The following is a 17083-nucleotide window of genomic DNA, read 5'->3' as shown; positions in this document are numbered from 1 at the left end:
GCGGGACGCGCGCGCGCCACTACTGTCGTCGCTGCCGTCCAAGGGAGCCCCGCCCGGAGCACGCCAGCGTCACCTGAAGTCACGACAGCGCGCCCGCGGCATTCATTCATTTCCGGTCCTCCGGGGCCATCAAGGATCCGCTTCATGCCGCTCTTCACGCCGCTGCATCGCCGCACTCGTTCCCGCGATCGTTTCCTGCTCTCCAGCCTCATCCACCAGCCCGCGCTGCTCGGTGCCGGCATGCTGCTGGCTGCCGTGCCGGCCTTCGCCGACCCCTCGCCCGCGCTGGACCGCTTCAGCCTCTCGGTCGGCGGCTTCAGCGCCGATCCGAAGCTCGACGCCTCCTTCGGCACGGCCTACGGCGCCCTGCAGACGGGCGACGTCAAGCCCGGCCGCGTCACCATGCCGCGCATCTCGGCCGACCTGCTGCTGGGCGACAGCCAGGGCATCTCCTTCGACTACTACCGCTACAAGCGCGACTATTCGGGCGGCATCGACAGCACCACCTCACTGGGCCCCTTCGGCACGCTCAACACCTTCGGCAACGCCAACATCAGCACCAAGCTCGACTTCGCCAAGCTCTCGTACAAGTGGTGGATCGGCTCGGGCAACACCGTGTTCGGCCTCGGTGCCGGCGCGGCCTACTACCGGGCGACGCTGGGCACCACCGCGCTGGCTTCGGTGAACGGCCAGATCGGCACGCTCAGCGAAAGCTCCAGCGGGAGCACCGTGGCGCCGCTGCTCGAGATCGGCGTGCGCCACGCCATCACGCCCGACCTGCGGCTCTTCGCCGACGCCTCCGGCGTGTGGAAGAGCAGCGGACGCTTCCACGGCAACATCTACAACGCCTCGGCGGGCGTGGAATGGTTCCCCGTGAAGAACATCGGCGTGGTGCTGGCCTATGGCGTGACGAACATCGACCTGACGCGCGAGAACGACTTCGCGGAGTCGCGCCTGAAGGTCAAGCTGCAAGGGCCATCGGCCTTCCTCAAGGCGCGCTTCTAGCAGCCTCTGCGGCCGCCTGCGGGGCGGTAGCCAGTCTTCGCAAGACGCGGCGCGGGATGCGGCCTTAGGCTGCGCATTCCCGACGCATCATCGAAGAACGGAGACGAAGAGCATGCCCGCAGCCGCCCCCGGCCCTGTGCCGTCGCAGTTCCATTCACGCATCTCGCGCATCGCACTGGGCGACGTGGTCCACCGCAGCGCACGCCGCTTCGGCGCGCGCACCGCGCTGATCGAAGGCGAGCACCGCATCACCTACAGCGAACTCGACGCTGCATCGAACCGCTTCGCGCACCACCTGCTGGGCCTGGGCCTCGCGGGCGGCGAACGCGTGGGCATGCTGTGCAACAACTCGATCCAGATGGTGGTCGCCATGCTGGGCATCCAGAAGGCGGGCCTCGTGTGGGTGCCGATCAACACCGCGCTGGCGGTGGATGCCATCGGCTACATCCTCGGCCATGCTGGAGTGCGCCACATGGTGATCGACACGGCGCTGCACGCGCGGCCCGAATTGCGCGAGCTGCTGGCCGAGAAAGGCGTGGCGCCCATCCTCTGCGTGCTCGACGGCGAAGCACCGCCCGCCGGCGTGCCCACGGTGCCGCAGACCATTGCGCAAGGCCCGGCGACGCTGCCCGAGGTGCCCATCGACAGCACGCAGCTCGCGCTCATCATGTACACCAGCGGCACCACCGGCCGGCAGAAGGGCGTGATGCATTCGCACGCCTCGGTGCATTCGGTGCTGCTGAGCAACATGGTCGAATGGGGCAGCAGCCCCGAGCGCGCCGATGTTTGGAGCAGCGTGCTGCCGCTCTTCCACTGCGGCCAGCACACGGTGCTGATGTCGGCGCTGGCGGTGGGCGGCTCGCTGGTGGTGCTGCGCGGCTTCGACCCTGGCGCGGTGCTCGCGGCCATCGAACGGCATCGCATCACGGTGATGGTCGGCCTGCCGATGATGTACGGCGCGCTGCTCGCGCACCCGCAGCGCACCGCGCGGGACATCTCGAGCCTGCGGCTTTGCGTGTACGCGATGGCGCCGATGTCGCGCACGCTGCTGCTGCGCCTGCTCGACGAGTTCTGCCCGGACTTCGCCCTCGTCTCGGGCCAGACCGAGATGTACCCAGGCGCCACCATCTTCGAAGCGCACGAGCAGCGCAGGCGCTTCGGCTCCTACTGGGGCGTGGGCACGCTGGTGAACGAGGTCGCGGTGATGGGCGACGAGGGCGAGCTGCTGGGGCCCGGGCAGGTCGGCGAGATCGTCTTTCGCGGCCCCAACGTGATGCTCGGCTACTACAACGACCCCGAGGCCACGGCGAACTCGCAGCGCTTCGGCTGGCACCACTCGGGCGACCTGGGCATGCTCGACGCCGATGGGCAGCTGATCTTTCTCGACCGGCTCAAGGACATGGTCAAGTCGGGCGGCGAGAACGTGCCCTCGATCAAGGTCGAGGAGGTGCTGCTGCGGCACCCCGCCGTGCTCAACGCGGCGGTGGTGGGCCTGCCGCACGAGCGCTGGGGCGAGGCCATCACCGCTTTCGTCACGCGCAGGCCCGATGCGCCGGCGGACTTCGACGAGGACGTGCTCACCGCGCACTGCAAGGAGCACCTGGGCGGCTTCGAGGTGCCGAAGAAGATCGTCTTCCTGCCGGCGCTGCCGATGACATCGACCGGCAAGATCCAGAAGTTCGAGCTGCGCCGGGCGCACCACGACCACTACGAGCGCGGCGGCTGATCCGCGCGCTGCAGCAGCGTCGCGCGCACCTCCTTCTTCAGCACCTTGCCCACCCTGGAACGCGGCAGGTCGAGCCACACCTCGATCTGCTTGGGTGCCTTCACGCTGCCGATGCGCGACTTGACGAAGGCCTTGACGTCCTCGACATCCACCTGCCTGCCGTCGTGCAGCTGCAGCACGGCCACCACGCGCTCGCCCCACTTCTCGTCGGGCAGGCCGACCACCGCGCTGTCCTGCACGTCGGGGTGCTGCAGCAGAGCCTGCTCGACCTCCGCCGAATAGACGTTGAAACCGCCGGAGATGATCATGTCCTTGGCGCGGTCGACGATGTAGAGAAAGCCGTCTGCATCGAGGTAGCCGATGTCGCCCGTGTGGTGCCAGCCGTGGCGCGAAGCCTCTTCGGTGGCGCCCGGATTCTTGTAGTAGCCGAGCATCACCAGCGAGCCGCGCACCACGATCTCGCCGCTTTCGCCGGTGGGCAGCAACTTGCCTTCGCCGTTCATTACGGCGACCTGCACCAGCGGCCCCGGCCGGCCGGCCGACGCGAGGCGTTGGCGCGCGACGGTGCCGTCGGCGTTGAAGTGCTCGCGCGGCGACATCATCGAGATCATCATCGGCGCCTCGGTCTGGCCGAAGAGCTGGGCCATGACGGGGCCGATCTTCTGCAGCGCCTCTTCGAGCCGCGCGGAAGACATGGGCGCCGCGCCGTACCAGAAGCACTGCAGCGAATCGAGCCGGGTCTGCTCGAGCCGAGGATGCTGCAGCAGCATGTAGATCAGCGTGGGCGGCAGGAAGGTGTGGGTGACGCCATGCGCCTCGACGAGGCCGAGGAACTCGGCCAGATCGGGCCTGGGCATGATGACCACTTGCCCACCCAGGGCCATGATCGGCAGGCAAAGCACGCCGGCCGCGTGCGTGAGTGGCGCGAGCGCGAGGTAGACGGGCCGGCCCTCGAAGGGATAGCCCATCAGCGTCAGCGCAGACATCGCTTCCAGGTTGCGCCCCGAGAGCATCACACCCTTGGGCTGGCCGGTGGTGCCGCCGGTGCCGGCGATCATCGCGACGTCATCGGGCGGCGCGATGTCGAGCTGCGAATCGTCCAGGCCTTCGAGCCAGTCGTCCATGGAAGGGGCGAAAGGCAGCCGCTGGTCGAGGCACACGAGCGCGCGCAGCTTGGGCAGCTGCGAACGCATCTGCTCGACCATGGATGCGTAGTTGCCGTGGAAGACCAGGCAGGCGCAGTCGAAGGCGTCGAGCACGAAGGCGTTCTCGCTCGCCTCGTTTCGCGGATTGATCGGGCACCACACGCAGCCCGCGCGCGAGATGCCGAACACCGTGGCGAATGCGGTGGCGTCGTTGCTCGAGAGCACGGCCACCTTGTCTCCGGGCTCGATGCCGGCGCGCTGCAGGCCGCGCGCCACGCGCCAGCTGATGCGCTGCACTTCGCCGTAGCCGAGGTCCTTGCCGGCCATGGTGAGGCACGGCGCGTGGGCGCCCAGCTGGGCGCCCTTGTCGAGATAGTCGACGAGGCGCATGGAAGTCAGCCCATCCGGGTGAGCACGGGCTCCTGCACCAGTCCGAAGCCGCGCAGCGCCCCCAGCAGCTCTCGGTGCCCGAAGGCCTGACAACCCGATGCGAAGCCTGCGCGCCGCGGCGGCTGCTGCAGCAGCGAGGCCGCCGCATAGGCCTGCAGCAGGCCGGTCTGCTTGTAGTTGCAGTTGCCGAAGATCACGCAGTGCACGCGGCCCAGCGGCCCGGAGGCATGCACCGAGTCGACGGACTTGTTGATGCGCGGGTTCTCGCGCGGGGGCATGGTGTTCATCACGCCCGAAGCGGTCTGGGCCAGCGCGGCATAGCGGTCGTCGTCGTTCATGCCCTCGGTGGCCTTGAGCGCGGCGGCCACGATCTGGGGCACGCCCTGCATCAGCGCCTTGTTGAAGACCCCGCCGAGCACCTTCACGTTGGCCACGCGCGGATCGCGCCTGAACCACACCGGGTGCGAGGTGCCTCCCCAGGGCAGCGCAAGCGCCGCCTCGTGCTGGCCGGGAATGGACAGGTGGTAGAGGCCCGCGTCGGGCTGCCACTCGACGTACTCGTTCTGCTCCAGGTAGAAGGCCTTGGAGGTGGCGGCATTCACCAGGATGGTCTGGGTGGATGCGATGGTCGGGCTGCCTCCCCAGAACACGGCGATGTCGAGGGTGTCGAGGCCGGGCGTCTCCAGGCAGATTTGCGCCGCGATCTCGCCGGTGGTGTACATGTGGGCGAGGCCCGGCGAGAGCAGCAGCCCCGCGGCGGCAAAGCGCGCGCCGTATTTCTGGTCGAGCGTGATGAGCCAGTCCTGCTCGCCGGTGGTGTCGGTGTAGTGGCAGCCGGCGGCGAGGCAGGCGTCGACGACCTCAGGGCCGAAACGGGCGAAGGGGCCGACCGTGTTGAGCACGACCGAGGCGCCGGTGAAGAGCTCGGTGAGCGCCTCGACCGAATGCGCCACTTCCACCACCTCGTAGCTCGCGGTCTCGATGCCGGGCACGTTGGCCTTCATCGCCGCCTCCACCTTCTGCGCGCTGCGGCCCGCGGCGATGAAAGGGATGTTGTACTCGCGCAGGTATTCGCATACCAGCCGGCCGGTGTAGCCGGAAGCGCCGTAGACGACGACGGGTTTCTTCTTGCTGTTGCTCATGTTGTGTCTCCTTCCTGATTGCTTGCCTGCGTGACTTACATGCCCATGCCGCCATCCACCGCGATGCCAGCACCGGTGATGAACCGGGCCGCGTCGGAGCAGAGGAAGACCACCACGTCGGCCATGTCGCCGACTTCGCCGAGACGGCCCAGCGGCGTCTGGCCGACCACGTCGCCCACGGCCGCCTCGACGCTGGGCGCAAGGCCGGCGGCCACGATGTCCTGGGCGAGTTTCATGCCCATCTCGGTGGGCACGAGCCCCGGGTAGATGCAATTCACGCGCACGCCGTAGCCCAGCTTGCCGGACTCCATGGCCGCGACGCGCGTCGCGCGGTCGACGGCAGACTTGGTGGCGGAGTAGCCGGAGATGGCGGGGAATGCGATGGTGGCGGCGACCGACGCGATGTTGACCACCGCCCCGCCCTTGCCCGCGCTGCCGCCGGGACGCATCGCGCGGAACGCGTGCTTCATGCCGAGCAGGGTGCCGGCCACGTTCACGTCGAGCATGCGGCGCAGGTCGTCGCCGTCGACGTCGACCACCAGCGAGGTGATCTCGATGCCTGCGTTGTTGACGAGGATGTCGAAGCCGCCGAGCTCCTTCACCGTGGTCTCGGCGGCCGAGGCCCAGTCGCCGTCCTTCGTGACGTCGAGCGGGACGAAGCCCACCTTGGCCCCGGAGGAAGCGAGCCTGGAGGCGGTTTCCCGCCCCAGGTCGGCGAGCACGTCGCCGATCATCACGGACGCGCCGGCGGTGGCCAGCGTCTCGGCGATGCTCGCGCCGATGCCGCGCGCACCACCCGTCACGAGCGCACGGCGCCCTTTCAAGTCGAACTTGGCCATCACTTGTCTCCTGTGGATATGTTGTGAGATGGAGCGGCCATCCTAGAAATCGACTTTACGACTGTCAAGATTTTTCTAGTCACTCGTCAAGTTTTTCTAGAATGGCATCCGTGGCACGCCGGATGCGGGTTCTCCCGCTTGCGTGCTATGTTCTGCAATCACGAGGAACACAGGGTCGGCATCCACGCGGCCCGGCTTTCAATGACGACACATCAACGGGTAAAGAAACACGCTGAACGAGTGCCCAAGGCGCGGGTCGACAAGTTCTCCGAGCGCCGAGCCGAGCTGGGCGAAGCCGCGCTGACCACACTGGCGGCACTGGGCTATGCGCGTACGAGCCTGCGCGAGATCGCGCAGAACTCCGAGTTCTCGCACGGCGTTCTGCACTACTACTTCAGCGACAAGGTCGACCTGATCATCTGCAGCGTGAAGCAGTACAAGGCCCGCTGCGTCACGCGCTACGACCATGCGGTGGAAAGCGCCACCACCTACGACGAACTGATGGACGGCTTCCTCAAGAGCCTGGGCGACACGCTCTGCGACGAAGGCCACGTGCACCGCCTCTGGTACGACCTGCGCTCGCAGGCCCTTTTCGAGGAAGCCTTCCGCACCGACGTCGTGCAGATCGACAAGAGCCTGGAAGACATGATCTGGCGCATCATGAGCCGCTTCGCCGAGCTTTCCGGCGAGCAGCCCGGCATGTCGCCATCAGCCACCTATGCGCTGTTCGACGGGCTCTTCCAGCAGGCATTGCTGAAGCACATGTCCGGCGACACGAAGGCCGTCGAGAACATGCAGGCCGATGTGCGCCAGGCCATCATGCGCCTCTTCACCCCTGCGGCAAAGGCCGCGCCCGCGGCCCGCAAGCGCCGCGCCTGAAGCGAAGGGCTGGCCCACTTCGCGGCCCTACTTCGCGGCGGTCTTCGCGGCGCTCTTCACCGGCGCGAGCGCACGCGCGCCGGCCCACTGCCCGCTCTCGCACAGGTCGCGCACCACGTCGCCGATCAGCGTGCATACCGCGCGCTTGGCGTTCGTGGTCGGCAGGTGCACCGAAACGCACAGCCCCAGCGTGCGATGCATCGAAGGCGAATCGATGCGGTGCGCCACGAGCCGCCCCTCCTGCACCTCGCGCTGCGCAAGTCCGAACGGCATGATCGTCGGCCCCAGCCCTGCCTCCACCGCCGCCTTCAGCGTATAGACGGAGTTGATCTCCGCCGCCACCCGCGCAGCCGGATGGCCCGCCTGCTCCAGCACCGTGTCGACGAGCCATCGCGTGCAGTGCCCGTGGGCATGGGCCGGCCACACCAGCGGCCGCGCGGTGGCCTGCGCGATGCTCACCTCACCAGGCGGCAGCGCATGCGGGCTCTGGGGCGAGTCGAGGAAAACGAAGTCTTCCTCCACCAGGGGGACGAAGCGGATGTCCTCCTCGGGCATGGTGGGCGAGAACATCGCCACGTCGACCCGGCCGCGCAGCAACTGGTCGGCCATGTTGCCGGTGAGTTCCTCGTTCAGATGCAGCACCACGTCGGGATAGCGCCGCGCAGCAGCGCGCATCAGCGGCAGCGCGATCATCGGCGACACGCTCTGCGGCAGCGCCGCCACCACCGATCCCGCCACGGACTCGGCCGCGACGTGCACCGCGGCCTTCGCGTCGCGCACCTGCTTGGTGATGCCCTGCGCGTATTCGTAGAAGACCTTGCCGGCCTCGGTCATCGCAACGCCGTTGCGGCTGCGCAGAAGCAGTTGCGTGCCGAGTTCGGATTCGAGCTCGGCCATCTGCTTGCTCAGGGCCGACTGCGCGATGAAGAGTTGCTGCGCGGCGCGCGAGAGGCTGCCGCAATCCACGATGGCAACGAAGTACTTGAACTGGCGCAACTCCATCAGGGGGCCTCCGGCCGCTCGCCGCGAGGTGCGGGCAAGGCCGGAAATTCTAGATCGCACACCCGCGCTCAGCCCTGGGACAGGGCGACGACCTTCCCGGGGTTGAAGATGTCATGCGGGTCCAGCGCCTTCTTCACTGCACGCATCAGCGCCACAGTGTGCTCGCCATGCTCCTCGACCAGGTACCTCATCTTGTGCAGCCCCACGCCATGCTCTCCGGTCGAAGTCCCGCCGTGGCGCAATGCGCGCTGCACCAGCCGATGGCTGAAGGCCTCGGCGGCATCGTTCTGCGCCGCATTTCCCGGGTCCACCAGCACCAGGCAATGGAAGTTGCCGTCGCCGACATGGCCCAGCACCGGCACCAGCAGCCCGTGTTCAGCGATGTCGGCCTGCGTCTCCTCGATGCATTGCGCGAGCGCGGAAAGCGGCACGCAGGCATCCGTGCTCAGGCTGCGGCAGCCTGCCTTCAGCTGCAGGCATGCGAAGTAGGCGTGATGGCGCGGCGTCCACAGGCGCGAGCGTTCCTCGGGCCGCTTCGCCCACTGGAAAGCGCCGCCGCCATGACCGCTCGCGATCTCGCGCACGATGCCCGCCTGCTCGTCGATCTGCGCCTGGCTGCCGCCGAACTCCAGGAACAGTGTCGGATGCTCGCCGAGCGTGGTGCGGCTGTGCGCGTTCACGGCGCGGATGGTCAGTGCGTCCAGCAGTTCGGCGCGCGCCAGCGGCACACCCATCTGGATCGCCTCGATCACGCAGTCGACCACCGCGCGCACCGACGGAAAATGCACCACCGCGGCCGCATAGGTTTCGGGATGCGGATGCAGCCGCACGGTGACTTCGGTGATCAGCCCCAGCGTGCCCTCGGATCCGCAATACAGCTGCGTGAGGTTGTAGCCCGCCGAACTCTTGCGAGCCCGCGAGGCGGTGCGCACGACCTCTGCGTCGGCCGTGACCACCGTGAGGCTCACGAGGTTGTCTCGCATGGTGCCGTAGCGGACGGTGTTGGTGCCCGAAGCCGCCGTCGCGACCATGCCGCCGATGGACGCATCGGCGCCGGGATCGACCGAGAAGAAGAAACCCGTGCCCTGCAGCGCCGCGTTCAACTGCCCCCGCGTGACGCCCGCCTCCACCGTGGCCGTGAGGTCGCCGGGCCTGATCGCAAGCACCTTGTTCATCTGGGAGAAGTCGACGCACACGCCGCCCGCCACCGCCAGCAGATGCCCTTCGACCGACGAGCCCACACCGAAGCCTATGACCGGCACCCGCTCCTTCGCGCAGGCTCGCACCACGAAAGCCGCTTCTTCCGTGCTGCGCACATACACCACCGCATAGGGCGGCCGGGGCGGATAGATCGACTCGTCCGTACCATGCTGCAGCAGCACGCTCTTGCTGGTGGAGAAGCGCTCGGCGAACCTGCTCTCCAGCAGGGCGAGCAGCTCGGGCGATGGCGAACGCCGTGTGTTCGAGCGCACGGGAATGTTCACGATGGAGTCCATGGATGTCTCCTGGCCAGGTACCGATCAGCGCTTCGGCGAGGTGGCGCCCCGCCCGACGAACAGCACCAGCACGGCGCCGATCACCAGCAGCGCCGCGAGCATGTGCAGCCCCGCGTCGGTGCTCTGCGTCGCATCCTTGATGAGCCCGATCAGGTACGGCGCGCTGAAGCCCGAGAGATTGCCGAAGGAGTTGATGAGCGCGATGCCCGCGGCCGCCGCCGCACCGCCGAGGAAGGCCGTGGGCATGCCCCAGAAGACCGGGAAGGTCGACATGATGCCCATCGTCGCCAGCGTGAGCCCGGCCATCGCGAGCGTCACGTTGCCGTGGGAGGCCACGCTCAGCACCAGCCCGATCGCGCCGACCACCGCGCCGGTCGCACTGTGCCAGCGGTACTCGAGGTGGCGGTCCGCGCTGCGGGCCATGAAATACATCGCGATCACGCCGAATGTCCATGGAATGGCGCTGAGCAGGCCGATGTCGAGCGCCCCTTTGACACCCGCCGCCTTGATGATGCTGGGCAGCCAGAACGAGATGCCGTACAGCCCCGAGGTGTAGGCGAAGTACACCAGCGCCAGCAACCACACGCGGCCGTTGCCCAGCACGCCGGCGATGCGCGGCTCGGACTTGCCCGCGGCCTCGGCGGCGATGTCGCGGGCGATGAGTTCGCGCTCGGCCGGCGTGAGCCAGCGCGCGTCCTTCACGCGGTCGTCGAGGTAGCGCCACACGATCAAGCCAAGCGCCACCGTCGGCAGCCCCTGCAGCAGGAACAGCCACTGCCAGCCCGCCCATCCGTTCACGCCGACCATGCCTTGCAGGATCCAGCCCGAGAACGGCCCGCCGAGAATGCCCGCGAACGGGATCGCCGCGAGGAACAGCGAGGTCGCCTTGCCGCGCCGGGCGGCCGGATACCAGTAGGTGAGGTAAAGAATGATGCCGGGGAAGAAGCCCGCCTCGGCCGCTCCGAGCAGGAAGCGGATCACGTAGAACGACAGCGGCGAACCCACGAACATGGTGCCCGCCGAGAGCAGGCCCCACGTGATCATGATGCGCGCGATCCAGCGGCGCGCACCCACGCGGTGCAGCACCACGTTGCTCGGCACCTCGAACAGGAAGTAGCCGATGAAGAAGATGCCCGCGCCCAGCCCGTAGACCGCGTCGCTGAACCGCAGGTCGCCCTGCATCTGCAGCTTGGCGAATCCGACGTTCACGCGGTCGAGGTACGCCACGATGTAGCAGAGGAACAGCAGCGGAATCAGCCGCCATCCGACCTTGCGGTAGACGGCATCGGAGGTGCTGTCGAAGCGGCCCTCGCAGGGCTGCGCGATGGTGCTGGTGCTCATGGGGTGCGTCGCTTTCCTTCGCCTGGTTCGGCTGCGGGCGATGGTCGCGTCCACACCCCGCCTCGCCGTTGCGGGTTTCCACGCAAGATTCATATGGATTGAAGATCGGCGTATCTCGCGTCGAGATGCGCAATGCAGGTGCGTTCACGAAGACGGTGCGCGACGCGCCGGGACAGTGTTCCAGCAGAAAGTTGTTCCACCAGTCTGTGGAAATCTTTGTGGATAACGCAGGGACAACATCGGCGTTGCCAGCATCCGTGCGGGCCGTCGCCAGAGTGCCTGTATTCGAGGCAACCGCCTCTTGACTTTTTCCGCCGACAGGCTCGGCAAAGACGCGGCAACTTGGATATCTGGAGATTCCGGCGCTCCCGGGAATGCCCGGCGCGCTTTCTGGAGACAATGGCCCGATCGACGCCTGGGCAAGGGAATCACGATGTCAGCTGACGACTGGTGGAAGTACGGAATCGTCTATCAGGTCTACCCGCGTTCGTTCCAGGACAGCAACGGCGACGGCATCGGAGATATCGACGGCATCCGCGCCCGGCTCGACCATCTGGTCGCGCTCGGCGTCGACGCCGTCTGGATATCGCCGATCTATCCCTCGCCGATGGCCGACTTCGGCTACGACATCTCCGACTTCTGCGACATCGATCCGCGCTTCGGCACGCTGGACGACTTCGATGCGCTGGTGCGGGAGGCTCATGCGAAGGGCCTCAGGCTCATCCTGGACTTCGTGCCCAACCACACCTCGGACCGTCATCCATGGTTCGTGCACAGCCGCAGGGCGCGCACCGATGCGCGGCGCGACTGGTACATCTGGCGCGATCCGGCGCCCGACGGCGGGCCGCCCAACAACTGGCTCGGCAATTTCGGCGGCCCGGCGTGGAGCTTCGACGAGGCCACCGGCCAGTATTACGCCCATTCGTTCCTGAAGGAGCAGCCCGATCTCAACTGGCGCAACCCCGAGGTGCGCGCCGCGATGTACGAGGTGCTGCGCTTCTGGCTGCGGCGAGGCGTCGACGGATTCCGCGTCGACGTGCTCTCGCAGATCGTCAAGGACGCGCAGTTCCGCGACAACCCGCCGAACCCCGATTTCGTCGAGGGCCAGGACCCCTTCCTGCGCCTGACGATGCTCTACAACACCGACCTGCCGGAGGTGCAGCCCATCGTGGCCGAGATGCGCCGCGTGGCCGACGAGTTCAGCGACGTGCGCTCGTCGCGCGTGCTGATCGGCGAGCTCTACCTGCCGCTCGCGCGCCTGGTCGCCTACTACGGCCTCAACGCCCGGGGCGTGCTCGAAGGCGTGCAGCTGCCCTTCAACTTCCAGCTGATCGCGACCGAATGGCAGGCCGCGCTCATCGACCGGCTGGTGCGCGACTACGAAGCCGCCCTGCCCCCCGGCGCCGCGCCGAACTGGGTGCTGGGCAACCACGACAGGTCGCGCATCGCCAGCCGCGTCGGCCCGCGGATGGCGCGGCTCGCGGCCATGCTGCTGCTCACGCTGCGCGGTACGCCCACGCTCTATTACGGCGACGAGATCGGCATGACGGACGTTCCCATTCCCGCCGACGAAGTCCAGGACCCGTTCGAGAAGAACAAGCCCGGCATGGGCCTGGGCCGCGACCCGGAGAGAACGCCGATGCAGTGGAGCGCAGCCCCGCACGCCGGCTTCACGACGGGCTGCCCCTGGCTGCGCCTGGCATCCGACTGGCGCACGTGCAACGTCGAGGCGCAGTCGCGCGACGCCGGGTCCATGCTGGCGCTCTACCGGCGTCTGATCGCGCTGCGCCGCGCGCAGCCCGCGCTGCACCGGGGCAGCTACGAAGCGCTCGAAGCCGGGAGCGAGGTGCTCGCCTATGCGCGCGAGAGCGACGGGCAGCGGCTGGTGGTTGTTCTGAACTTCGGCGGCACTCCGGCGCCTGTGCAGCCGTCGCTGCTGCCGCGACAGCCGGTCGTGCTGGCATCGACCGATCCCGCGCGCGCCGGATCGATCGAAGAGCCGCTGGTGCTGGCGCCCTGCGAAGGCGTCGTGATCGGCACCGGGCAAGCTTAGTGAATCAGGACGATTTGCCGGTCTGGATCTCGACGTAGCTGCGCGCATGCCAGCGCACGCGCAGCGGCCATTTCGCGTCGGTGATGGTCTCCGAGTTCACGTCCTTGCCGCTGCCGTAGTCGATCTGCCGGTCGGGCCGCTTGTTGATGCCGACCACCAGCACGAGGCGGCTGCCCGCCGCCAGCCTGCAGGCGGTGACGCGCTCGACGGTGAAGGCAAGCAGCTGGCGCTCGCCCGCCCGCAGAAGCCGGCGACGCACGCGATGGCCCGCATAGCTCGCGCGGAAGTCATAGGGATCGAAAAGCAACTGGCATTCGCCGCTTGCCGTCTGCTCGTACAGCGAGACGCTGAAGTCCACGTCCTGCCGCGAGGGCGTGATGTCGAACACCCCGCGCAGGCTGCCGATGATCTCGGTGCCCTCGGGCAGCGGATCGCCGACGAAGCTGATGCTGTTGCGCGCCGGCAGCTGCTTCATCCGCAGCGCGTCGGGCCAGGGGGTGCGCACGTCGCGCCTGTCGGCCAGGTCGACCGACAGCCGCGCGTTGCCGCCCTCCTCGGCCGGCGCAGGCAGCAGCCGATGCGGTTCGCCGCGCGCGCTGGTGTCGAGATAGAGGCGCAGCGGCGCGCGCTCCGGCGCCTCCAGCAGCGGAGCATGGCGCCACTGGTCCGCCCCCATCACCTGGTAGTTGACGCGATCCGCCAGCAGCGCAGGCTTGTTCGCGCCCTTGAGGATGTGGTCGATCCACTGGTAGCGCAGCTCCGGCAGGTCGACATGCGCAACGGGGTCCGGCGTATAGCCGCGCAGCGTTGTCGCCATGCCGCGCCGGATCGAGCTCGCGTCGTAGGGGCCTAGCAGCAGCGTCGTGTCGGCCTTCGGCCGGTTGCGCAGATGCTCGCGGTGGAAATGGAGCGCGCCGGCGTCGGCGCCGAAGTAGCCCGCGAAGCTGAGCACCGGGATGTCGATGCGCGCGAACTGATCCGCCGATGGCAGGAACTTCTGCCAGTAGCGGTCGTGGCTCGGGTGCGTCAGCCACGTGCGGATCAGCCTGCTGCGCTTGCCCAGCAGGACGCGGTCGATGTCCCAATAGGGACGATTGCCGCGATACCAGCGAGCATCGAGCGCCTGCCAGACGGCATCCGGGCCGGCGTCGGCATCGCCGTTGATGCTCGCGTGCAGCGGCTCGGCCAGCGCATGTTCCTGCGCCCATCGGACCATGGCGTTGCGGAAGATCTGTCCGGCCATCGGAAAGTCGATGCCCGGCGCCATCGGCGCGATGGTGGCGATGGCCTTGAGCGCCGCCGGCCTCCTGCGAGCTGCCGCCCACGCGGCGTAGCCGGAATAGCCCTCGCCGAGCATGACCACGCGTCCGTCGCTCCACGCCTGCCGGGCGATCCAGTCGATGACGGCGGCGGCGTCCTCGCTGTCGCGGACGAAGGGCCACACGGCGCCCTTGCCGTCGGGCGTGCGGCCGCGCACGTACGCCGTGATGCCGACATAGCCCCTGGCCGCGCTGCGCCGGGCGTCGTCTTCGGTGGGGTCGAGCGTGAAGCGCAGCAGCGCCGGCAGCGCCCCTTCCGCGCGGCCGGGCCGGACCATGCTGGCATGGATGACTCCCCCGCGCACGGGAATCCTGATGTCGGCCTGCGCCACGTAGCGGCCGCCGTTCTGCGCCGCGAACAGCTCGGGCAGCAGCCCGCTGAAGCTGCGGCGCGACTGGTACGACAGCCAGGTCCGCACGAGCGCCAGGGCCTCGGCCTCCGGCAGGCTGCCCTTGGCGCGCCAGAGATCGAAGGCCTGGCGCAGCGGCTCCCTGAACGCCGCCGCCGGAATCTCCAGCCGCGCCATGACGGCCTGGGCCTGCGCGTTGTCCAGCGGCGATACCAGCTCGTCGAAAGAGCGCGCGTAGGCTTCGGCGAAGCCGACGCGCCCCTGCGCCTCGAGCATGCGCGCGCCCGCATAGATGCCGTCGAGAGTCGCGCGCTCGGCCAGCACCTCGAAGGGCTTGCCCTTGCGGCGCTCGCGCAGGGAGCGGCTGCTGTCCTGGGCCGCACGATAGGCGCCGCTGACGATCTGCAGGGCCGTCACGTTGGCCAGGAAGGCGTCCTTGTCCGCGTCCTGATACACCGGCAGGATGCGCTCGGCCAGGTCCCGCATCAGGCCCTCGGCCGCGGCATCCTCCGGATCGCGCGGCGGCCGGAAGCCGAAATCCGCGGCCCAGGCCCATGAGGGCAAGGCAGGCAGCGCGACGCCCAGCCGCATGAGGGCGCGGCGCACGCGGCTGACGGTCGACTCTTTGCGTCTCATGGTCGCGGCTCCTCGGGCACGTCGTGCGGCGCCTTGACCAGATGAACCACTTGCGTGAACAGCCGGTCGTGCGCCCCGCCGGCCGAGCCGATGTGAATGATGCCCGTGCGCGTGAGTTTGCCCAAGGCACCGATGATGAGTTCGAGCGTGTCGTCGTCGAACGCGCTGAAGGCCTCGTCCATCACCAGCCAGGGCGGTTCCTGCAGCACCACGCGGGCGAAGCCCAGCCGCAGCTGCTCGTCCATGCTGAGGTCGCTCTCCCAGCGGCCCGTCCTGTCCAGCAGCGGTTCGAGGCGCTGCAGGCCCACGCTCTCCAGGGCGGCCACCATCGCTTCCCTCGGATAGGTCGTCGGCTCCATCGCATACGACAGCACCTCGGCCAGCGTGCCGCGCGGAATGTAGGGCGTGCCGCGCGGCATGTAGTGGATGGTCTCGCCGTCCGGCCGGCGCACCGTGCCCGAGCCCCAGGGCCACAGGCCTGCGAGCGCCCGGAACAGAAGCGTCTTCTCGGTACCCGGCGTGCCGAGGATCAGCGCGCACTGGCCGCGGCGCACGACGAGCGCCGGCACGTCCAGCCGGTCGTGGCCGTTCCAGGAGCGGACATCGAGCGCCTCCATCGCGAGCGTCCCGGCTTCACCCTCCTCGTAGGCGATGCGGCTGCCGCCCGCCTGCGCCTCCAGGTCGGACGCCAGCATCCGGCGCAGGTCGGTCACGCGCAGCAGCGTGGCGCGCCAGTCGGCAATGATGCTGAAGTTGTCGACGAACCAGCGCAGCGACGACTGCGCCTGCGTGAAGGCCGCGGCGGCCATCATCAGGCCGCCGAAGGACACCTTGCCCGAGAAGTACAGAGGCGCTGCCACCAGCGTCGGCGCGATGACGGTGATCCAGCCGAAACCCGCCGTGGCCCAGGTCAGGTTGGTCAGCCCGAGCACCACGCGCGAGGTGGCGCGCAGCACGTCGCCGAAATGCACGGCGACGCGGCGCTTCTCGTCGGCCTCGCCGCCGGCCAGCGAGATGCCGTCGAGATGCTCGTTGATGCGCGTGAGCGAGAAGCGCAGTTCGCCCTCGCGCGCATAGCGCTCGGCGTTGCGCGAGATCAGGCCGTTGCCGACCCAGTAGGCAGCCAGCGAGCCGGCCACCGCGTACGCGATCGCTGCCCACAGCATGAAGCCCGGCAGCACGTGGTCCTGGCCGTTGAAGAAGATGCTGAAGTCCTTGGAGAGCACCCACAGCACGCTCGCGAAGCTGCCGAACAGCATCGTGGCCTGCAGCAGGCCCACGCCGAGGTTGACCGACAGGTCGCACAGCTTCAGCGTGTCCTCGTGCATGCGCTGGTCCGGATGGGCGCCCATCGGGCCGCTGGCCTGCAGCCAGAACGCGCGGCGCGGCTGCAGCCACAGCCCCACGAGGTCATTGACCACGGCCTCGCGCAGCCTCAGCTGCAGAGTCTCGCCCAGCCACCGCTGCGCAACGTTCAGGACCAGCAGCGCGCCCGCGATCACGGCGAACACGCCGACCTGCACGATGAACTCGTTCAGGTCGCGGCGCGAAATGGCATCGTAGAAAGGCTTGTTCCAGCTGTTGAGCTCGATCTGCCCGTACGCCGTGAGCCCCACGACCACGACGATCGCACCGATCAGCCCGACCAGCTTCCTCGAGACCGGAGAGCCCCGCAGGGCGCCGATCAGCTCGCCGACCTGGCGGAAGACGCCGACCCTTGCGACGGGCTCGGCGCGGGGGGTCTCTGCCCTCTCGCTCAT

12 protein-coding genes are annotated in these 17083 nt (G+C 68.4%); 4 read left to right on the top strand and 8 right to left on the bottom strand.

The window, feature by feature from the left end:
- The first annotated feature begins 240 nt into the window (after positions 1 to 240).
- Positions 241 to 1005 (top strand): hypothetical protein, encoded by a 765-nt coding sequence (locus ABL844_RS10235; protein WP_260319235.1) that lies wholly within the window; start codon positions 241 to 243, stop codon positions 1003 to 1005.
- A gap of 112 nt (positions 1006 to 1117) precedes the next feature.
- Positions 1118 to 2731, top strand: coding sequence for a class I adenylate-forming enzyme family protein (locus ABL844_RS10230; protein WP_418131174.1), 1614 nt, complete (start codon positions 1118 to 1120; stop codon positions 2729 to 2731).
- Here the strand turns inward: ABL844_RS10230 and ABL844_RS10225 are convergent.
- Genes ABL844_RS10225 through ABL844_RS10215 form a run of 3 tightly spaced genes read right to left on the bottom strand, consistent with a single transcriptional unit; the run spans position 2713 to position 6247 of the window.
- The gene (locus tag ABL844_RS10225; RefSeq protein ID WP_418131173.1) at positions 2713 to 4266 is read right to left on the bottom strand and encodes an acyl-CoA synthetase; all 1554 of its coding nucleotides are present in this window, start codon (positions 4264 to 4266) and stop codon (positions 2713 to 2715) included. The two genes, ABL844_RS10230 and ABL844_RS10225, sit on opposite strands and share 19 nt — an antisense overlap.
- Before the next feature lie 5 nt (positions 4267 to 4271).
- The gene (locus tag ABL844_RS10220) at positions 4272 to 5408 is read right to left on the bottom strand and encodes a DUF5938 domain-containing protein (protein WP_126024078.1); all 1137 of its coding nucleotides are present in this window, start codon (positions 5406 to 5408) and stop codon (positions 4272 to 4274) included.
- Positions 5409 to 5443: 35 nt separating this feature from the next.
- Positions 5444 to 6247 carry an SDR family NAD(P)-dependent oxidoreductase gene (locus tag ABL844_RS10215; RefSeq protein ID WP_418119755.1) on the bottom strand — a complete coding sequence of 268 codons (804 nt, stop codon included), beginning with the start codon at positions 6245 to 6247 and terminating at the stop codon, positions 5444 to 5446.
- 240 nt (positions 6248 to 6487) lie between these two features.
- Here ABL844_RS10215 and ABL844_RS10210 point away from each other — a divergent pair, with 240 nt between their 5' ends.
- Positions 6488 to 7126, top strand: coding sequence for a TetR/AcrR family transcriptional regulator (locus tag ABL844_RS10210; RefSeq protein ID WP_311736988.1), 639 nt, complete (start codon positions 6488 to 6490; stop codon positions 7124 to 7126).
- Positions 7127 to 7153: 27 nt separating this feature from the next.
- Here the strand turns inward: ABL844_RS10210 and ABL844_RS10205 are convergent, their stop codons facing one another.
- The 3 genes from ABL844_RS10205 to ABL844_RS10195 form a co-directional block, all read right to left on the bottom strand.
- Positions 7154 to 8128 carry a LysR substrate-binding domain-containing protein gene (locus ABL844_RS10205; protein ID WP_418131172.1) on the bottom strand — a complete coding sequence of 325 codons (975 nt, stop codon included), beginning with the start codon at positions 8126 to 8128 and terminating at the stop codon, positions 7154 to 7156.
- A 68-nt stretch (positions 8129 to 8196) separates the two neighbouring features.
- Entirely contained in the window at positions 8197 to 9624 is a 1428-nt protein-coding gene (locus ABL844_RS10200) for an FAD-binding oxidoreductase (RefSeq protein WP_418131171.1), read from the bottom strand.
- Between the two features lie 24 nt (positions 9625 to 9648).
- Complete coding sequence (locus ABL844_RS10195) at positions 9649 to 10965, bottom strand: MFS transporter (RefSeq protein ID WP_418131170.1); 1317 nt, start codon at positions 10963 to 10965, stop codon at positions 9649 to 9651.
- Between the two features lie 433 nt (positions 10966 to 11398).
- Between ABL844_RS10195 and ABL844_RS10190 the strand changes: the two genes are divergently transcribed.
- The gene (locus tag ABL844_RS10190; RefSeq protein WP_418131169.1) at positions 11399 to 13018 is read left to right on the top strand and encodes an alpha-amylase family glycosyl hydrolase; all 1620 of its coding nucleotides are present in this window, start codon (positions 11399 to 11401) and stop codon (positions 13016 to 13018) included.
- A 4-nt stretch (positions 13019 to 13022) separates the two neighbouring features.
- On the opposite strand, the gene ABL844_RS10185 is transcribed toward ABL844_RS10190, so the two are convergent.
- Positions 13023 to 15323 (bottom strand): CocE/NonD family hydrolase, encoded by a 2301-nt coding sequence (locus tag ABL844_RS10185; protein WP_418131168.1) that lies wholly within the window; start codon positions 15321 to 15323, stop codon positions 13023 to 13025.
- On the bottom strand, positions 15320 to 17083 hold the full coding sequence (locus ABL844_RS10180) for an ABC transporter ATP-binding protein/permease (protein ID WP_418131167.1): 1764 nt from the start codon (positions 17081 to 17083) through the stop codon (positions 15320 to 15322). The genes ABL844_RS10185 and ABL844_RS10180 overlap by 4 nt, the downstream gene beginning before the upstream one ends.

The sequence above is a fragment of the Variovorax sp. 278MFTsu5.1 genome (assembly GCF_048305045.1).
GTDB lineage: Bacteria > Pseudomonadota > Gammaproteobacteria > Burkholderiales > Burkholderiaceae_C > Variovorax > Variovorax guangxiensis.
The sequence above is the reverse complement of the archived record's forward strand: the minus strand, read 5'-3'. Positions and strand labels throughout refer to the sequence as shown.

Coding starts and splice junctions, on each gene's coding strand:
- ABL844_RS10235 (WP_260319235.1), top strand. CDS start 241: ATGCTGCTGGCTGCCGTGCCGGCCTTCGCCGACCCCTCGCCCGCGCTG.
- ABL844_RS10230 (WP_418131174.1), top strand. CDS start 1,118: ATGCCCGCAGCCGCCCCCGGCCCTGTGCCGTCGCAGTTCCATTCACGC.
- ABL844_RS10225 (WP_418131173.1), bottom strand. CDS start 4,266: ATGCGCCTCGTCGACTATCTCGACAAGGGCGCCCAGCTGGGCGCCCAC.
- ABL844_RS10220 (WP_126024078.1), bottom strand. CDS start 5,408: ATGAGCAACAGCAAGAAGAAACCCGTCGTCGTCTACGGCGCTTCCGGC.
- ABL844_RS10215 (WP_418119755.1), bottom strand. CDS start 6,247: ATGGCCAAGTTCGACTTGAAAGGGCGCCGTGCGCTCGTGACGGGTGGT.
- ABL844_RS10205 (WP_418131172.1), bottom strand. CDS start 8,128: ATGGAGTTGCGCCAGTTCAAGTACTTCGTTGCCATCGTGGATTGCGGC.
- ABL844_RS10200 (WP_418131171.1), bottom strand. CDS start 9,624: ATGGACTCCATCGTGAACATTCCCGTGCGCTCGAACACACGGCGTTCG.
- ABL844_RS10195 (WP_418131170.1), bottom strand. CDS start 10,965: ATGAGCACCAGCACCATCGCGCAGCCCTGCGAGGGCCGCTTCGACAGC.
- ABL844_RS10190 (WP_418131169.1), top strand. CDS start 11,399: ATGTCAGCTGACGACTGGTGGAAGTACGGAATCGTCTATCAGGTCTAC.
- ABL844_RS10185 (WP_418131168.1), bottom strand. CDS start 15,323: ATGAGACGCAAAGAGTCGACCGTCAGCCGCGTGCGCCGCGCCCTCATG.
- ABL844_RS10180 (WP_418131167.1), bottom strand. CDS start 17,083: ATGAGCGAGAGGGCAGAGACCCCCCGCGCCGAGCCCGTCGCAAGGGTC.